Consider the following 17,017-nt stretch of genomic DNA (forward strand, 5'->3'; position numbering starts at 1 on the left):
GCTCCTCTCATTCAATCACAAGTAAATTAGAACTTACATGAAAAGATGCCTCCGTATGTTGTTTTACATCCGCAACTGTGTAAGGGCTCATTAATTCTTGTAGTATTAAACCTTCAGAAGTAACTTCCATTACAGCCATATCCGTAATAATTAAATCCACACACCTTTTCGATGTTAATGGAAGCGTACATTCTGAAACAACTTTTGCATTCCCATACTTATCAACGTGGTTCATCACAACAACGACCCGCTTTGCTTTCTGCGCTAAATCCATCGCTCCGCCAATACCAGGAACCCGTTTCCCTGGAACAATCCAATTTGCTAAATCTCCTTTCTCACTTACTTGCAGTGAACCAAGTATTGTTATATCAAGCAATCCTTTTCGAATCATTCCAAATGCTGTGCAGCTATCAAAATAACTTGCTCCTGTAATGAGTGACGTCGGCAACCCAGCCGCATTACATAAGTTTTCATCTTCGCTTCCTTTACTTGGCGTTGGACCCATTCCAACGATACCATTTTCCGCCTGGAACATAACATGCATATCTTCAGGCAAATGGTTAGGTACAAGAGAAGGGATCCCAATCCCTAAATTTACAATCATTCCATTTTGAATCTCTTTCGCAGCACGCCTTGCTATCTTATCTCGCACCTCTACTCCCATACCCATTTCCAATTCACTCCTTCCGACGGCACAATATAATTTACAAAAACACCTGGAACAATAATTTCCTCAGGATCTAAACTTCCGAGTGGTACGATTTCTTCTGCCTCAACAATTGTAATATCTCCAGCCATCGCTACATGTGGATTCATGTTACGAGCACTCTTATCAAACACAAGATTCCCAAACGGATCCGCCTTTTTCGCATATACAATCGATACTTCTGCAGTTAAAGCCGGTTCCACTAAATATGTTTTCCCATTCATTTCGACTGTTCGCTTTCCTTCCTCCACAATCGTATCGACACCGACATCGACAAGAATTCCGCCGAGTCCTACACCACCTGCACGAATGCGCTCTGCTAGCGTTCCTTGAGGTGAAAACTCGATCTGTAATCGTCCTTCATTTAATTGTCTTCCCGCATTTGGATTTGAACCAATATGAGAAGTAATTAATGATTTCACTCGTTCTTTTGTTACGAGGCGGCCGATCCCTACATCCGGAAACCCTGTATCATTTCCGATTAAATGTAAGTTTGAAATTCCTTTTTCTACAATGGCCTGTATTAATGATGGAGGAGACCCAATCCCGCCAAATCCTCCAAACATTAACGTCATATCATCATGAAAAAACGAAATAACTTCGTCAATTGCTTTTAATTTGCCGAATGTATTTGTGATAGTTGTCATGCGATACTATGCCCTCCTTTTTGCATCATCTCTTCCACGCTTTTCGCAAAAATCTCAAGTAATTCATCTAACTCAGAATATGTAGTTGTCATCGGCGGTGCAACAAGCAGTGCACTATCCTCTTTTCCTGCTTGGCCTGATACAGCTTGATATAAAAGAAGTCCATTTTTCGCCGCGACTGAAATGAGCTCAGACGCTTTTGTAAACGGTTGCAATTCTACTCCAATCAGGAATCCTTTTCCGCGCACATCGGCAATAATTGTCGATTGCTGCTGAACTTTCTGCAACCCTTTTATTAAATATTCTCCTTTTTCAGCTGTTTTTTCAGGTAAATTATGTTTCTCCATATATTCAATAACCGCTAAGGCTGTCGCTGCCGATAAAGGATTGGCACTTAGCGTATGACCACTCATAACTGAACGTGATCCTCGTAAAATCGGTTCCATCACACGGTCACTCACAACCGTCGCGGCCATCGGTGTATAACCTGCACCTAGTCCTTTTCCAAGCGTCATGATGTCTGGTTCCACGCCCCAGTGCTCCATCGCAAACCATGCACCTGTACGCCCAAGACCTGTCATAACCTCATCGGCAATAAATAAAATATCATAATGGCTACAAATATCTTTAATCACTTTATAATATTCTTTCGGTGGTACAACTGCACCGCCCGCAGCACCGATAATTGGTTCAGCTATAAAAGCTGCAATATGTTCTGCACCAATCCGCTCAATTGATCGTTCTAGCTCAGTCGCACAAGAAAGCTGACAAGTTGGATACACTTTCTGCACCGGACAACGGAAACAATACGGCGCTGGTACAGTTGGGTAATCTTCTAAAATAGACACAAATCGCTGACGACGTAGTGGATGCCCCGACATTGATAAAGCGCCCATCGTAATACCGTGATAACTCATCCAGCGCGACAAAATTTTATGTTTCCCTTGAATACCGCGCTCTTGAAAATGTTGAATCGCGATTTTCATAGCCGTTTCATTCGCTTCCGTACCACTATTTACGAAAAAACTCCAGTTCAAATCTCCTACACTTAAATCACTTAACTTCTTTGCTAACTTCTCAGCTGGCTCACTCGTAAACTGTGAGCGATACACAAAAGCAATCTCCTCTGCCTGCTTTTTAATCACTTCCGCAATCTCTGTTACGCCATGTCCGATACCTGCCGTAATCGCTCCTGACGAACCATCAAAATATTTATTGCCATTTTGATCATACAAATACACACCTTTTCCATGCGAAATCATCGGATACGGCTGACCAACAAGTGGCTTAATTAAGTAATCGCGCATAGCGCTCCCCCATTTCTCCAATTTGTATATATATATGAAGAAAATTGACGTTTCTTTCATAAAAAAGAATCCTCTGCAAGTGCAGTGAATTTATCAAAAAACTATTATAAAATATACAAATGAGTGCTAAAAACTAAAATAAAAAGTGAAAATTCAGAAATGCAACAAAGGACCAAACCTTTACCCCTCTTAAAAAATCCTCCTCTCCTATAAAAAATAAGCCTACAAACATACAAACTAATTATTTTCTTACCATACTATCAGCTTCTTTCAATTGCTGACATTGTGTAAACTTCGACGAAACTCCCGTCAATTTCCTTCCTATTCATTTAGTTTATCTGTCATATTTTCAAACAAATTTAGACAAATTTTTCGAAGAAGAGACCCTCCTTTTGGTCGAGTAATTATAGGAGGGTTTCTTTCAAATGTCTATTTTTTAGAGTCTCGCCATCTGCTTGTTGCTATGGAAAAGTTACTTTTATTACATTGTACTAATGTTCTGTACGAGTTCTCTTTCTTGCATTCTTCAATTTACATTCAAATGCTCTTTCTCCAACCGATTAAGCGCTAAGTAACAAGCCCCATACACCCCTGCATCATTATGTAATGCTGCTAACACAATATTCGTCTTTTTTTGATAGATATTCATTACCGCATGTTGGAATCTTTTTTGAATTTGCTTTAAAAATAATTCACCTTGTTCAGCGATCCCGCCCCCAATAATAATTAATTCGGGATTCAACATATGTGTAATATTCACTAATCCAGTGATGACATACTGCAAAAACTGTTCATATACATCTTTAGCTAATTGCTCTCCGCTATTTATGCGTTCTATAATTTCTTCTCCTGTTATTGTGTCCATCTCTATTCCTTGTAACCTGGCTGCTTCTTTATATTGACGAATCAGTGCAGAAGTCGATGCATATCGTTCATAACACCCTTTCCCGCCGCAACTACATTCTTCTCCATTATGAACAATTGTCATATGACCAAGCTCTCCAGCTAATCCATTTGCTCCTTGAAGCATTTGACCATTTATAATAATGCCGCTACCGATCCCTGTCCCAAGCGTAATTAAAACAATATGTTCTTTTCCGCTACCTGCTCCTTTCCACATTTCACCAATGCAAGCTGAACGAACGTCGTTTTCAACAGTTGCTGTATAACCAGTTTCTCTATAAATAGAATCTGTTATGTTCGTGCCACTATACCCCGGAATATTGGCAGAGAATATAACTTCTCCTCTTTCATTGTCAATCAGTCCACATGACGATACCCCAACAGAATGAATCGTATAGTTCTTCTCTAATTCATGTATTGTGTCACAAATACGTTGCAAAATTTCGTTTTTTTGATTGTGTGCTGGTGTTTGTATTTTTCCTTTTTCATATATTGTTCCTTGTTCATCAATCATCGCATATTTAATAAATGTTCCCCCAATATCAAAACAAGCGAAGTTTTTCCCCATCTTTCTCCCCTTCCTACTCTTATACAATTGTAATTTCGTTATAGAACTTCTCTACAATTTGAGGTTGTATATAACCGGTTGCTTGCTCTGCTGCATTCGCCATGCCACAAGCAGCCGAAAATCGAAGTGCATCCTTTACCTCATACCCTTTCGCGAGTGCATACGTTATTCCGGCAACCATTGCATCCCCTGAACCAACCGAATTGATAGCGTCTATTTCTGGAAAAATTGTCCTAAATCTCTCATCTTTCGTTATAAGTATCGCTCCTTCTTTTCCAAGTGAAAGAAGAACATACTGTACGCCGCCCCGGCATATTCTAGTTGCCGCTGCGACCATTTCTTCCTGTGATACGTGCTGTTTTTGAAGGAACTGACAAATCTCTTGCTTGTTTGGTTTAATTAAAAATGGCTTTCCTTGTATACCATGAGATAATGTTTCTCCACTTGTATCTAATATAAATTTCCTACCATTTTCAGCAGCTTTTTGCGCCAACTGTTTATAAAATGATTTTGGAATACCATTTGGTAAGCTTCCCGATGCAACAATAAACTCAAAGTTGTCTACAATTTTTTCATATTTTTTTATAAAAAGAGCTATTTCATCTTCCGAAATAGCTGGACCTGCTTCTAATACTTCTGTAGCCGAAGCGGAATTCTTTGTTACTAGTGCAAAACAATTACGAGTTTCTTCTTTAATGGAAACAAACTCGTCTGTGATTAATAGTTCTTTCAACTGTTCTCTTATAAAATCGCCATTTCTGCCACCGAGTAGGCCACTGCCTGTAATCTCTTCCCCTAATAAACGAAGTACTCTCGATACATTAATGCCTTTGCCGCCAGCTGTTTTTTCATAGTCTTTCGTGCGATGCACTTCATGTAGCTTTAATTCATCTAACTCATATCGCATATCAACAGATGGATTCAATGTAATCGTTGCAATCATAAGAATAGCTCCTTATACACGATTCAAGCTTTTGCACATCTTTATTTTATCCGCAACGACTTTTTTCATTTTCACAATAGCATCCGCAAAGTATTTTCGTGGATCATTTTCTTCTGGATGAGTTTGTAGGTAATTACGTAGTGCTGTTACAAATGCAATTTTCAATTCCGTTGCGATATTCACTTTACAAATTCCTAACCGGATTGTTTCTTGCACTAAACTATCAGATAATCCAGATGCTCCATGAAGTACAAGTGGAATATCAACTTGCTTTTGAATATTTGCTAATCTTTGTAAATCTAACTTTGGTTCTCCTTTATATAAACCATGCGCTGTTCCGATTGCAACTGCTAATGAATCAATATTCGTGCGCTCTACAAATTCTTTTGCTTGATATGGATCTGTGTAGATTGAGTTTTCTACTACTATATTTTCTTCTATTCCTGATAATTGACCTAATTCAGCTTCTACTGTTGCTCCATATTGTTTTGCATACAACACAACTTCCTGAACAATCTGAATATTACTTTCAAACGAATGATGTGATGCATCAATCATAGCAGAGCGAACTCCTAAATCGATACAACTTTTAATATCTTCTATATCTTCATGATGATCCAAATGTAGGCTAATTGGTACATCATATCGCGTTCTTGCCGCTTCAATCATATTCACAAGAATTTCTTTTCCCATATACTTTATCGTACCTGGTGTTGCCGCGATAATAACAGGTGATCGAAGTTCTACCGCGGTTTCAACTACCGCTTTTAAAGTTTCTAAGTTATGAATATTAAAAGCAGGAACCGCGTAGCCATGTTCTTGTGCATTTCGTAATATAAATTGAGTTGAAACAAGCATATTCTCAAACCCTTTCCATTTTCTTTTTATATTTCATTTCCCCTCTAACAACTGTTCCGATAAGCTCTAAATCGTCTGTTAATATAAGAAAATCTGCTCTTTTTCCTGGCGCGATGCTCCCAATTTCTCTGTCAACTCCAATACTTTTGGCAGGAATAAGTGATCCCATATGAACACTTTCCCATAACGATGCATTTGTCCATTTCTTGATATTCTTCACACCATCAATAAATCGAAGTGTGCCCCCTGCTAAAGATCCTGTTTCTGTTCGCGCAACTCCATCTTTTACATGAACAGCAAATTCTCCTAAATGATATATGCCATCTCCTAATAATCCTGCTCGCATGCAATCACTAACTAGACAGGTTTTATCGTATCCTTTACATTTATACAAAATATTTACTGCACTTGGATGTACATGATGTCCGTCTACGATGATTTCACTGTACACATGGTCAGTAGAAAGTGCAGCTCCAACAACGCCAGGTTCACGATGATGTAGCCCCTTCATTCCATTAAACGTATGCACAAAGATTGTCGCTCCTGCTTGAATCGCTTCCTGACACACTTCATAGTTCGCATCTGTATGACCAATTGCCACGCGAATATTATTTTTTACAGCTTGCTGTATAAAGGCGATAGCACCTTCTCTTTCTGGTGCCATTGCAATTTTTTTAACTGTTCCTTCTGATTCAGCAATCCACTCTTCTAACAACTCAATAGTTGGATTAATAAAATATTTTGGATTTTGCGCACCTTTATAGACTTCAGTAAAACAAGGTCCTTCAAGAAAAGCTCCAATAATAGTAGCTCCTGCAACTCCCTTTCTTTTTGCATGAGCTATATTTTGTAAAGCCTTTGTAGTATTTTCTAAGGAATCAGTTAATGTTGTAGGCAAAAAACTCGTAACACCATTTTCCAATAACTTCATAGAAATATTGTTTAACGATTCATATGTACCATCCATTACATCGTGTCCCGCTAAACCATGAATATGTGTATCAACAAATCCCGGAGCAATAATACTTCCTTCAAAGTCCCTTACCACTACTCCATCTACTATTTCTTCAACATGTTTTAGAAAATAGCCATTTACAATATGTAAATATCCACTTTCACGTACCCCATCTTCGAGTAGATACATTGATGCTTTGACATAATAATTCATACATTTCTATTCCTTTCCTTTATAAGGATGTACGGTAACACCTTGAACGACACGATTTACACTTCCGCTCGGGCAAGGATTATCTGGAGTAATTCCTAATGCAATAGATTTATATAACGCTAAAATTTGACCATATAATATATAAATAAACGTAATATATATATCATCCCTCAAATCGTTTCCGTCATTGCATAAAAATATATTGCAATACTGCCTTACTTCCTGGCTATCTTGATGCGCAATGACAATAATATCGTTTCTATCTTTCTCATGATAAATTTCTCTTAATAAATCAAGATCATACTTTTTTGTATACTCATCATTAGATAAAAACAATACAACAGCTGTATCTTCATCTAAAATTGATTTTGGTCCGTGTCTAAACCCAAGTGGTGTGTCAAACATAACGGGAATACGCCCAGCAGTTAACTCTAAAAATTTTAGTGCAGCCTCCCTAGAAAGGCCTTCGAATACGCCTGATCCTAAAAATACAATTTTACGAAATTCTTTTTCTGCGATACGCTTAATTTCCTGTTCTTGCTTTTCGATTACCTTCTTTCCTAGCTGAACAATATCTGTAATGCTAGATTGTAAGAGAGGGATTTCGTTATAGTTACATAATAAGAGTGCCGTTAACATCATAGAGGTAAAACTTCCTGTCATCGCAAACCCTCGATCATTTGCCTCCTTTGGCATATACATTACGAATGCATTCTCTTTATGTTGAAATTGTTTTGCTAAATTTCCTTCTTCATTACAAGTTAAAATAATATGGTAAACGGAATGAATCATTTGTTCTGCTAACTCCACTGCCGCTACACTTTCTGGACTATTACCAGAGCGAGCAAACGATACTAAAATTGTCGGGATATTTGGTTGTAAATAATAATAAGGACTTGAAACAATATTTGTTGTTGGAATACTTTCAATATGCATTTTCTTTACATCTACTATTCTTTTTATATATGGAACGATTGTATCTCCAACAAAGGCTGATGTTCCAGCCCCAGTAAAAATAACTCGTACTTGCTCATGCCTTCTTGAAATATGGGAAAAGAAAGCTGTAATTTCATGATGATTACTTTGAACAATCGAATATACTTGTTCCCAAAGATCTGGCTGCTGTGCAATCTCTTTCGCGGTAAAACACGCTCCGTATGTTTCTCTTATTTCTTCATTTGCATGTAATAACATGTGCAAACCCCCTTAACATAATTTCATATCTTATCACGTCATCATTACCAGTTGAATTACAATAAGTATCATGATACTTATTGTAATTCAACTGTGTAAGTAAATTTATCCCCTCTAGCAATTGTCTCTGTATATTCCATTATATTTTCTTTTGCATATGCGATTCGCTCTAGCAATAAAGATGGTTCATTCGCTTGAATTTGCAACCATTTTGCATGATCTTCATTTGCTGCAATTGCTTTAAAATTTTCAACTGCTCGTGTAATATGCACTTGATATTTTGTGCGGAAAATTTCGTACATCGGCGTCTCTTCTAACTCTTCTTTCGTTAAATATGGGAAGAATTTCACCGGAATATACGATGTTTCAAATAACATCGGCTCTTGATCAGCTAACCTTAACCTTGTAATTTGATACAATTCTTCTTCAAAATCAAGGTTCATAATTTTCGCTATTTTCTTGTCGCAATTCATAATAGTAAAGGATACGACTTTTGATGATGGCACTTTCCCAAACTTTTTCATTTCTTCTGTGAAACTATAAAAACGAACGAGACTTTGATTAAACACACGTGGTGAAACAAAACTTCCTTTACCATGTTTTTTATAAATATATCCTTCTTTTTCTAACTCTTGCATCGTCTGTCTTACCGTTGTTCTACTTACATCATGAATCTCACATAACTCACGCTCTGACGGAAGCTTATCATGTTCTTGTAGTTTTCCAGTCTCAATTAGGTCTACAATAATATCCATCAGTTGATAATATAATGGTGTTCGATTATCTTTTACAATCATGTTTTACTCCCTCATCCATAAAGTTGTTATAACCAGTTTACGGCTATTATAACGAATGGAAATAGGAATTACTACCACTTTCTCTCATATAAAAAGCAAAGCAGCATCCTAATACCAGAAGATTCCCACACCTTTACTTCGCTTGTTTCATTGTCTCTTGCAATTCTGCTACATATTGTTGTAAAGAGATTGTTTCACCTGAAATTCTCGATTGTTCAGCAGCAAAAGCAATTAAATGACTATTCGCCGAAATCATTGCAGATGTTAAACTTTCTGTCGTATTACTTTTTACTTTCTCAATGAAGTCCGTCATAATCGCATTGTCTGCTCCCATATGTCCACCATCTATTGTTTCTGGATAAATCGTTTCAACTTCACCTGAAAAATATTTAATCTTTAGTTCATTTAAAACATCATGCCCATGAATCTCACCGTTTGTTCCCATGATTTTAAACGTACGGCAGCATTCTTTCGTAAATGCAGACATCGTAAAAGCAACTGTTACATCATTATCAAACAACAAATTGACAACTTGATGATCTACAACATCATTGTCACAATGGTACACGCATCGGCCATAAGGTCCGGTTTTTAAAGCCTCTAATCTCTTCTCAATGCTAGTATCAATCGACACTACATTGGCTGGCCATTCATCTCTTTCATGTAAATACCACTTTAAAGCAGAGTATTCACAGCTTCCCTCAACTTCACAACCATCTGTACAACGTAATGTCGAACCTTTTGGTGCATGTTCGGATTTAAAATGAGTCAAGCTTCCAAAAGATGAAATCTTTGTACACTCTGTACCAACAAGCCATTGTAATATATCCATATCGTGACAACATTTCTGTAAAATCATTGAGCTCGATTCAGACTTATTCCGCCAGTTTCCTCGCACGAAGCTATGCGCTTGATGCCAATGACCGACATTTTCATTCCATTGAATCGAAACAATATCCCCTATTTTCTTTTGATCAACAATCTCTTTTAAAGCTCGGTAAAATGGTGCATATCGTAATACATGACATACCGTTAATAATGCATTATGCTTTGTTGCAGCCTCTGCAATTTCCAATGTTTCTCTCGGACTTGGAGACATTGGTTTTTCTAATAAAATTTTATATCCCTTCTCAATTGCTCGCATAACAGGCTTATAATGAAAGCGATCAGGTGAACAAATAAGCAGCGCTTCGCAAAATTTCTCTTTATCCAATAATTCTTCCCATGTTTCAAACTGCATATGTTCTGCAATACTGTGCATTTGAGAAAACTTTCTTCTTTTCCCCTCATCTATTTCTGCAACAGCAACAAAGTTTATCTCCTCTGGATGTTCTAACGCGTAAGATGCATAAGCGTACATCCCACGGCTTCCTGCCCCAATTAAAGCTGCAGTAATCATAAGTATCCTCTCCTATTCTCTTATTCTTATTTTCCACCTGTAATTGTAATTCCTTCAATAAATTGTTTTTGTAAAAACATAAATAGTAACAACATCGGTAAAATTGCTAAAAATGATCCTGCCATTAATACTGGGTAGTTTGTTGCATATTGTCCTTGTAGTGAAGATAACCCAACTGATAAAGTCATCATATCTGGTGAATTATTTACAATCATTGGCCACATAAGCTCATTCCAAGACCAAAGTGTTGTAAAGATTCCAAGCGCAATTAAACCTGGTTTGGCAAGCGGCAGCATAACATGCCAATAAATTTGAAAATGGTTGCAACCATCTAGTCTTGCCGCTTCTTCTAGTTCCTTTGGAATCCCCATAAAAAACTGACGTAATAAAAAGGTCCCAAATGCACTGAATAACCCAGGCACAATTACCGCCTGTAATGTATTCAACCACTCTAGTTTTACCATAATTAAATATTGAGGGAGTAAAAACACTTGAGCTGGAACCATTAAAACAGAAAGAGTTAACAAAAACAGGATGTTTCTCCCTGGGAATTGTATTCTAGCAAAGGCATAGGCCGCTAATGAACACAAGAACAATTGACCAACTGTTCTAACGACTGTAACGATTAATGTATTCATCATAAATTTAAAGAATGGTAGTAAAGTAAATATTTCCGTATAGTTACTCCACATAAATTGAGACGGGATAATAGCCGGTGGCACTTGAACAGATTCTGCGTATGTCTTTAAAGAAGTTAATATCATCCAAATAAACGGGCCAATTGTTAATAAAGCACCTATAATAAGAAGCGCATGAATGATAATCGTGTTCTTATTAACTGCACCTATTCTTTTATTCATCATAATGCACCCACTTTTTCTGTAATATCATTTGAATGGCTGTAATGATTAATATAATGATTAATAATACGACTGCTATGGCTGCAGAATATCCTTTTTCATTTAAGATAAAAGCATTTTGATAAAATAAATACACTACAGATTGTGTATTCTCAATTACATTACTTGTTCTACCAATCATCATAAAGATGAGATCGAATACTTGAAATGCACCAATTAAAGACATAATCGTTACAAAGAAGATAACTGGTGACAAAAGTGGCAATGTAATCTTAAAGAAAATCGTAATCGGTTTTGCTCCGTCCATAATCGCTGCTTCATAGTATGTTTTAGGGATATTTTGAAGTCCTGATAAAAAGATCACCATGTTATATCCAATTCCACCCCAAATCGCAACGATAATAATAGAATATAAAGCAATGTTAGGATCAGTAAGCCAATTCGGACCATCAATTCCAAACCATGATAATATGTAATTTAGTAATCCGTAGTCAGAATTATAGAGCCATTTCCATACCATTGCGATTGCAGCAGGCATCGTAATAACAGGTAAAAAATATAATGTTCTATAAAAAGACTTTCCTTTAATATTTTGATTTAACAGTACCGCTAATATAATAGATAAGAATATACCGATTGGAACAGTAAGTATGATATAAATAAATGTATTTTGGAACGCCTTTCCTAGATCTTGATCAGTAAACATCTTTTTATAGTTTTCTAATCCAATCCATTCATAACTACCAAACGCATCCCATGCCGTAAAACTAAAATAAATGTTTTGCAAAATGGGCCACATATAAAAGATGAACAGGCCTAACATAGTTGGAGCAATCATGGCATATGCCCATATATAATCGAGTCTCTTTTTCTTTTTATAATTCTTTTGTATTTGTGTAACTTTTTGTTCTCCTACCTTGATCGATAAATCCTCCATCTCTTCACTCCTCCCTGAATGTTTGATTTGAGATAAGGAGAGAATACCTCTCCTTATCTTTTATTTTTTAGAAAGGATTTCATTTGCTTTCTCTGTTAATTCTTTTGTCGCGTCTTCAACGCTCACTTCTCCTCCCCATACTCGTTTTAAAGTTTTTGTTTCTTGTTCCCATAGTGCCCCAGTATTCTTCACACTTGGTAGTGGATACGAATAGTCAACTCCAGTGATATACGCCTGCAAATTCAAGTTCGGAGCAGATTTCACCCATGCTTCTTGTGTTCCGTTAAAAGCAGGAATAACCGTCCCCGTTTCTGCAAACACATCTGCTGCTTCTTTAGAACCTAAGTACTTTACAAATTCCCAAGCTGCATCTGGATATTTTGTTTTCGCTGAAATTACATTTGCTAAACCATGAATTGTTACCGCTCGCTCTTTTCCTTTTGGCATAACCGCAACATTTAAATCCGGATTTTTCTTATACTCTGGCACCATCCAAGGACCATCATAAATCATCGCCACTTTACCAGATAAGAATAAATCAGAAGCAGCTGTCTCTGTCATTTGGGCAAACGTTGGTGATAACCCTTCTTTAATAAAGCTAATATTATAATTAAATGCCTCAATTGCTTCTGGCTTATTAAATCCAACTGTTTTTTTATCTTTCGAAAGAACATACCCTTTATTTTGATAAATAAGATCGTAATATCCACCTTGATTTCCCATTGCTGCGGCAAATCCCCAAACACCTTTTTCCTTATTATTTAGTTTTTTTGCTGCTTCTTTCATCTTTTCCCAATCCCATGAATCGTCCGGATACGCTACTCCAGCTTCATCAAATAACTTTTTGTTGTACCAAAGTGCAGTTGTATCAAAATCTTTCGGAATACCATATGTTTTCTTATCTACTGTATATAAATCAATTAAAGATTTCGGATAATTATCTAGTTTATACTTATCCTTTTTCGCTCTATCATCTAAAGGCAACAGCACTTTCCCAGAAGCATATTTCACAATATTTGGTCCATTCATCCAAAATACATCTGGCAATGCATTTCCCGTTGCTGCAGTTTCAAGCTTCTGAAAATATTGTCCATACGATGTTAATTCAATTTTCACTTTAATATTTGGATGTTTTTCATTAAATTGTTGAACTACTTTTTCTACTGCTGGTAGTTGTTTCTTATCCCAAAGTGCATACCGTAACTCTACTTTTTCTCCCTTAGATGACGTACTTGCCTTTTCGCCACCATTAGAACATCCTGCTACTGCAAATAGCAATGCTGACAAAAAGAAGATCAGCCACTTTTTCATCCCATTTCCCCCTCTATAGTAAAAAATTCCACTAATGTTTTTCTTACACACTAATGGTTAGTAGAACTAACAAACTGGATTTTCCAAAAAGATGTTTATGTAAAACCAAGTAACGTTTCCTCCCCCTAAATAAAGCGTTTCCAATTAAATGTTTTGATTTAGAAGAAACATTTGTTCCTTTCTATCACTTAGGTATAATGATGTCATTACCAGTTGAATCAACAAACTATCATTGATATATTTGTTATAGAAACAGAAAATTCAACATGATATAATGTTGTCATTACCAGTTGTTATGAAGTATACCATTACAACTTTTTCTTCCGCAACACTTTTCTGAATTTTTGGTAAATTTTTATTTATATCTTAACAATATGCTTCTATTTATGGCAAAATGAAAACTATGAACGAAATCACCTACAAGAGACAGTTTACTTTTATAACATAGATTCTTTCTATATAGATTTAATAGATGTTGACTATGAATAAAGAATACAGAACACCTTCCATCAAGTTTTAGTTTACCCTCATGAATAAATAGCGGAGGATGAAGCCTAACTGATAAAAAGACAAGGAGTGTTCCTATGATTCAACAATTAAAAACATATTATGGGAAAGATATAAAGATTAATGAAACCATATTGTCTGAGGATTATAACTGGTTTTTAGTTGAAGGAAAAAAAGTAGGGATTCGTAAATCTCGTTTACATGAACGGGAATGTCAATTACTTTCATCTATCTTAACACCCCTTCATACCGATACGTTTTATGAAACAGAAAAAGAAAAGTTATGGTATGAAGCTTTATATCAAAATAAGGATATCCCTATTACATCTGTTCGTTTTTTACACTTTTTCACAACGAAGCCTATAGTAGAACGTGAAGAATTTCAGGATGCTTTACAATCTATGTTTTCTTTCACCACTACAACAGTATGGGAGACTTCACAAAATGGTGTCCTCATCTTAGAAGAAAATATACCGGAATATATATTACAAACAGCTCTTGATACATTAGAAACAGATTTTTTTATATCTCTATCCTTTTTTATTGGAAGACACTATACGCAAACAAATGAAATTGCTCATCTGTATCAGTGGGAACGAAATTTATTTTCTTTTCTTTCTCCCTATTTATCAAAAAAAATTACACACATTGAACAACTACTCTCTTACCAATTAATGATCTCATTACCGAAAGAAGAAAGAGAGAAGTACACAAATCAATTATTAGCACATATCTCAAATGACAAAGAACTAATAGATAGTGTTAAAGTATTCTTCCAATATAATTTAAATGTCTCACTTGCAGCGAAACAATTATATTTACACCGCAATACCTTACAGTATCGAATTGATAAATTCATTGAAAAAACGGGAATTAATATAAAAACATTTGAAGGTGCTGTAGCAGTTTATATGGCGTTTCTTTCTTTGGATATCTCGTAAACTTGCATAAAAACTTCTCACTTTTTTTGTGCAACCTGCCAATTTACCTACCCTTTTAAAAAACTTATAATTCAATTAATTCAAAAAAAGGGAGTGAGTAATCTTGGCAGAGCTTGTGTTAGATCATATTTTCAAAGTGTATGACAATAAAACGACTGCTGTTTCTGATTTTAATTTACATATTCAAGATAAAGAATTCATCGTATTTGTTGGTCCTTCTGGATGTGGAAAATCAACCACTCTACGTATGATTGCGGGTCTAGAAGATATTTCTGATGGCTTATTTTATATTGATGGGGAACTTATGAATGATGTCGCTCCAAAAGACCGCGACATTGCGATGGTATTCCAAAATTACGCACTATATCCACATATGTCTGTTTTTGATAATATGGCGTTTGGCTTAAAACTACGCAAACTTCCAAAAGATGAAATCAATCGCCGCGTAACAGATGCGGCAAAAATCTTAGGACTTGAAGATTACTTAAAACGGAAACCAAAGGCATTATCAGGTGGACAACGTCAACGTGTTGCGTTAGGAAGAGCTATCGTTCGTGATGCAAAAGTGTTTTTAATGGACGAGCCTCTATCTAATTTAGACGCAAAATTACGTGTAAGCATGCGTTCTGAAATTTCTAAACTTCATCATCGTTTAAATACGACCACTATATATGTAACACATGACCAAACAGAAGCAATGACAATGGCATCACGCCTCGTTGTTATGAAAGATGGGCTCATCCAGCAAGTTGGTACTCCAAAAGAAGTATATGATGCTCCTGAAAACATTTTTGTTGGCGGATTCATTGGTTCTCCAGCTATGAATTTCTTTACTGGAATATTAAAAGATAACTATTTTCATATAGAAAATATTCGCTTTAAAGTACCTGATGGACAATTAAAAGTATTGCAGAAAAAAGGCTATAACGGGAAAAATATCGTACTCGGTATTCGCCCTGAAGATATTCATGATGAACCAATTGTTCTTCAATCTTCTCCTGAATCAACTGTCGAAATTACAGTTGAAGTTGCTGAATTATTAGGTGCTGAAACGATGATTCACGGAAGACTTGCGAATCAAAGTTTTGTTGCACGAATCAATGCTCGTTCAGAAATTAAGGCTACCGATAAACTTCCTTTAGCGTTTAGTTTATCGAAAGCACACTTTTTCGATATTGAGACAGAGCAGCGTATACGTAATGAATAGACAGACTTGATTAAATTATAAACTATTTTTCTTCCTGACCATTCTTCACCATTCACCTAAGAAAGGCCAGGAAGATTCTTTTTAATATTTTTTTACTAGTAGTATATTTCATCCTTTTTGTTTATCATTGCTGACGCTCCTCTTATTTTCCCATTTTCCTAAACATTTTCTAGCTATTCCTTCTTTATCTTGCTACTTTCAGAGTCCCCCAAAAACTGATTCAAGTTTCATTTTATAAATACCTGATTTTTCAAATGCTCGGTAGATGCCATCTTATGTAATCTTGCACATGCTTCTATTCAATAGAATTATGAATTTTCAAATGCATAATTAACAATTAATTGTACAAATTGCAGATTACCTTTACCATTATTAGTTTATCTATTGTACCTTCTTCATTTGTGTAGTTATGTTAAAATATCGCACGTCCTTGTGTTCAAACAGATATTTGGAATACGAATTTACCTAAAAAAGAAAGAACCGATTAAAAATAATTAACCAGTTCAGCATGACGCTCTTTATTCGTTATTAACGGACGCAACTTGCCCCGATAATAATGAGTAGAATAAACAATACAACTATCAATGCAAATCCAGAACCTGTGCCGCATCCTCCGCCACTATAACCATATCCGCAACTACCAGGATATCCATATCCCCACATGATTTGTTCCACTCCCTCCATAACTTAAAAATTAATTTTCCTTAATAAATTATGTAGGACAACTATCACTTTGTATGTGTGTTTGCCTATAAATCAAAAAA

16 protein-coding genes are annotated in these 17,017 nt (G+C 36.0%); 2 read left to right on the forward strand and 14 right to left on the reverse strand.

The genetic code is table 11. The annotated features are described in order from the left end of the window. Nucleotides 1–7 precede the first annotated feature (7 nt). The 13 genes from J4P91_RS10260 to J4P91_RS10320 all read right to left on the reverse strand — a co-directional run bounded on the left by J4P91_RS10260 (nt 8) and on the right by J4P91_RS10320 (nt 13,598). A complete protein-coding gene (locus J4P91_RS10260) occupies nt 8–670 on the reverse strand; it encodes a CoA transferase subunit B (protein ID WP_207994011.1) in 663 nt (220 codons plus the stop codon). Further along, complete coding sequence (gene atoD / locus J4P91_RS10265; RefSeq protein ID WP_207994012.1) at nt 655–1,353, reverse strand: acetate CoA-transferase subunit alpha; 699 nt, start codon at nt 1,351–1,353, stop codon at nt 655–657. Before atoD ends, J4P91_RS10260 begins: the two co-directional genes overlap by 16 nt. Continuing rightward, nucleotides 1,350–2,660 carry an aspartate aminotransferase family protein gene (locus J4P91_RS10270; protein ID WP_207994013.1) on the reverse strand — a complete coding sequence of 437 codons (1,311 nt, stop codon included), beginning with the start codon at nt 2,658–2,660 and terminating at the stop codon, nt 1,350–1,352. The genes atoD and J4P91_RS10270 overlap by 4 nt, the downstream gene beginning before the upstream one ends. A 526-nt stretch (nt 2,661–3,186) precedes the next feature. After that, complete coding sequence (locus J4P91_RS10275) at nt 3,187–4,131, reverse strand: ROK family protein (protein WP_207994015.1); 945 nt, start codon at nt 4,129–4,131, stop codon at nt 3,187–3,189. Nucleotides 4,132–4,150: 19 nt separating this feature from the next. Next, complete coding sequence (gene pfkB, locus J4P91_RS10280) at nt 4,151–5,074, reverse strand: 1-phosphofructokinase (RefSeq protein WP_207994017.1); 924 nt, start codon at nt 5,072–5,074, stop codon at nt 4,151–4,153. Nucleotides 5,075–5,086: 12 nt separating this feature from the next. Further along, a complete protein-coding gene (locus J4P91_RS10285; protein ID WP_207994019.1) occupies nt 5,087–5,932 on the reverse strand; it encodes a tagatose-bisphosphate aldolase subunit GatY in 846 nt (281 codons plus the stop codon). 4 nt (nt 5,933–5,936) lie between these two features. Continuing rightward, nucleotides 5,937–7,100, reverse strand: coding sequence for an N-acetylglucosamine-6-phosphate deacetylase (gene nagA / locus J4P91_RS10290; RefSeq protein WP_207994020.1), 1,164 nt, complete (start codon nt 7,098–7,100; stop codon nt 5,937–5,939). A 6-nt stretch (nt 7,101–7,106) separates the two neighbouring features. Continuing rightward, the gene (locus J4P91_RS10295; RefSeq protein ID WP_207994022.1) at nt 7,107–8,294 is read right to left on the reverse strand and encodes an SIS domain-containing protein; all 1,188 of its coding nucleotides are present in this window, start codon (nt 8,292–8,294) and stop codon (nt 7,107–7,109) included. 77 nt (nt 8,295–8,371) lie between these two features. After that, nucleotides 8,372–9,091 carry a GntR family transcriptional regulator gene (locus J4P91_RS10300; RefSeq protein WP_207994023.1) on the reverse strand — a complete coding sequence of 240 codons (720 nt, stop codon included), beginning with the start codon at nt 9,089–9,091 and terminating at the stop codon, nt 8,372–8,374. Between the two features lie 133 nt (nt 9,092–9,224). Then, nucleotides 9,225–10,490 (reverse strand): Gfo/Idh/MocA family protein, encoded by a 1,266-nt coding sequence (locus J4P91_RS10305; protein ID WP_207994024.1) that lies wholly within the window; start codon nt 10,488–10,490, stop codon nt 9,225–9,227. A 26-nt stretch (nt 10,491–10,516) separates the two neighbouring features. Then, nucleotides 10,517–11,350 (reverse strand): carbohydrate ABC transporter permease, encoded by an 834-nt coding sequence (locus tag J4P91_RS10310; protein ID WP_207994151.1) that lies wholly within the window; start codon nt 11,348–11,350, stop codon nt 10,517–10,519. Then, entirely contained in the window at nt 11,343–12,287 is a 945-nt protein-coding gene (locus J4P91_RS10315) for a carbohydrate ABC transporter permease (protein WP_207994025.1), read from the reverse strand. The genes J4P91_RS10310 and J4P91_RS10315 overlap by 8 nt, the downstream gene beginning before the upstream one ends. A gap of 60 nt (nt 12,288–12,347) precedes the next feature. Beyond that, nucleotides 12,348–13,598 carry an ABC transporter substrate-binding protein gene (locus J4P91_RS10320; protein WP_207994027.1) on the reverse strand — a complete coding sequence of 417 codons (1,251 nt, stop codon included), beginning with the start codon at nt 13,596–13,598 and terminating at the stop codon, nt 12,348–12,350. A gap of 584 nt (nt 13,599–14,182) precedes the next feature. On the opposite strand from J4P91_RS10320, the gene J4P91_RS10325 reads away from it, so the two are divergent. Both J4P91_RS10325 and J4P91_RS10330 read left to right on the forward strand, forming a co-directional pair. Next, nucleotides 14,183–15,046: a PucR family transcriptional regulator gene (locus J4P91_RS10325; protein WP_207994028.1), complete on the forward strand. Its 864-nt coding sequence runs from the start codon at nt 14,183–14,185 to the stop codon at nt 15,044–15,046. 103 nt (nt 15,047–15,149) lie between these two features. Further along, a complete protein-coding gene (locus J4P91_RS10330) occupies nt 15,150–16,253 on the forward strand; it encodes an ABC transporter ATP-binding protein (protein ID WP_207994029.1) in 1,104 nt (367 codons plus the stop codon). A 528-nt stretch (nt 16,254–16,781) separates the two neighbouring features. Here J4P91_RS10330 and J4P91_RS10335 read toward each other — a convergent pair. Next, nucleotides 16,782–16,916, reverse strand: a complete 135-nt coding sequence (locus tag J4P91_RS10335; RefSeq protein WP_017149672.1) for a YjcZ family sporulation protein — start codon at nt 16,914–16,916, stop codon at nt 16,782–16,784. Between the last annotated feature and the right edge of the window lie 101 nt (nt 16,917–17,017).

This window comes from Bacillus sp. XF8, assembly GCF_017498755.1.
Lineage (GTDB): Bacteria > Bacillota > Bacilli > Bacillales > Bacillaceae_G > Bacillus_A > Bacillus_A bingmayongensis.

What these genes read in the sequence shown, in the direction of transcription:
- J4P91_RS10260 (WP_207994011.1), bottom strand. Translation starts at nt 670, where the DNA reads ATGGGTATGGGAGTAGAGGTGCGAGATAAGATAGCAAGGCGTGCTGCG.
- atoD (WP_207994012.1), bottom strand. Translation starts at nt 1,353, where the DNA reads ATGACAACTATCACAAATACATTCGGCAAATTAAAAGCAATTGACGAA.
- J4P91_RS10270 (WP_207994013.1), bottom strand. Translation starts at nt 2,660, where the DNA reads ATGCGCGATTACTTAATTAAGCCACTTGTTGGTCAGCCGTATCCGATG.
- J4P91_RS10275 (WP_207994015.1), bottom strand. Translation starts at nt 4,131, where the DNA reads ATGGGGAAAAACTTCGCTTGTTTTGATATTGGGGGAACATTTATTAAA.
- pfkB (WP_207994017.1), bottom strand. Translation starts at nt 5,074, where the DNA reads ATGATTGCAACGATTACATTGAATCCATCTGTTGATATGCGATATGAG.
- J4P91_RS10285 (WP_207994019.1), bottom strand. Translation starts at nt 5,932, where the DNA reads ATGCTTGTTTCAACTCAATTTATATTACGAAATGCACAAGAACATGGC.
- nagA (WP_207994020.1), bottom strand. Translation starts at nt 7,100, where the DNA reads ATGAATTATTATGTCAAAGCATCAATGTATCTACTCGAAGATGGGGTA.
- J4P91_RS10295 (WP_207994022.1), bottom strand. Translation starts at nt 8,294, where the DNA reads ATGTTATTACATGCAAATGAAGAAATAAGAGAAACATACGGAGCGTGT.
- J4P91_RS10300 (WP_207994023.1), bottom strand. Translation starts at nt 9,091, where the DNA reads ATGATTGTAAAAGATAATCGAACACCATTATATTATCAACTGATGGAT.
- J4P91_RS10305 (WP_207994024.1), bottom strand. Translation starts at nt 10,490, where the DNA reads ATGATTACTGCAGCTTTAATTGGGGCAGGAAGCCGTGGGATGTACGCT.
- J4P91_RS10310 (WP_207994151.1), bottom strand. Translation starts at nt 11,350, where the DNA reads ATGAATAAAAGAATAGGTGCAGTTAATAAGAACACGATTATCATTCAT.
- J4P91_RS10315 (WP_207994025.1), bottom strand. Translation starts at nt 12,287, where the DNA reads ATGGAGGATTTATCGATCAAGGTAGGAGAACAAAAAGTTACACAAATA.
- J4P91_RS10320 (WP_207994027.1), bottom strand. Translation starts at nt 13,598, where the DNA reads ATGAAAAAGTGGCTGATCTTCTTTTTGTCAGCATTGCTATTTGCAGTA.
- J4P91_RS10325 (WP_207994028.1), top strand. Translation starts at nt 14,183, where the DNA reads ATGATTCAACAATTAAAAACATATTATGGGAAAGATATAAAGATTAAT.
- J4P91_RS10335 (WP_017149672.1), bottom strand. Translation starts at nt 16,916, where the DNA reads ATGTGGGGATATGGATATCCTGGTAGTTGCGGATATGGTTATAGTGGC.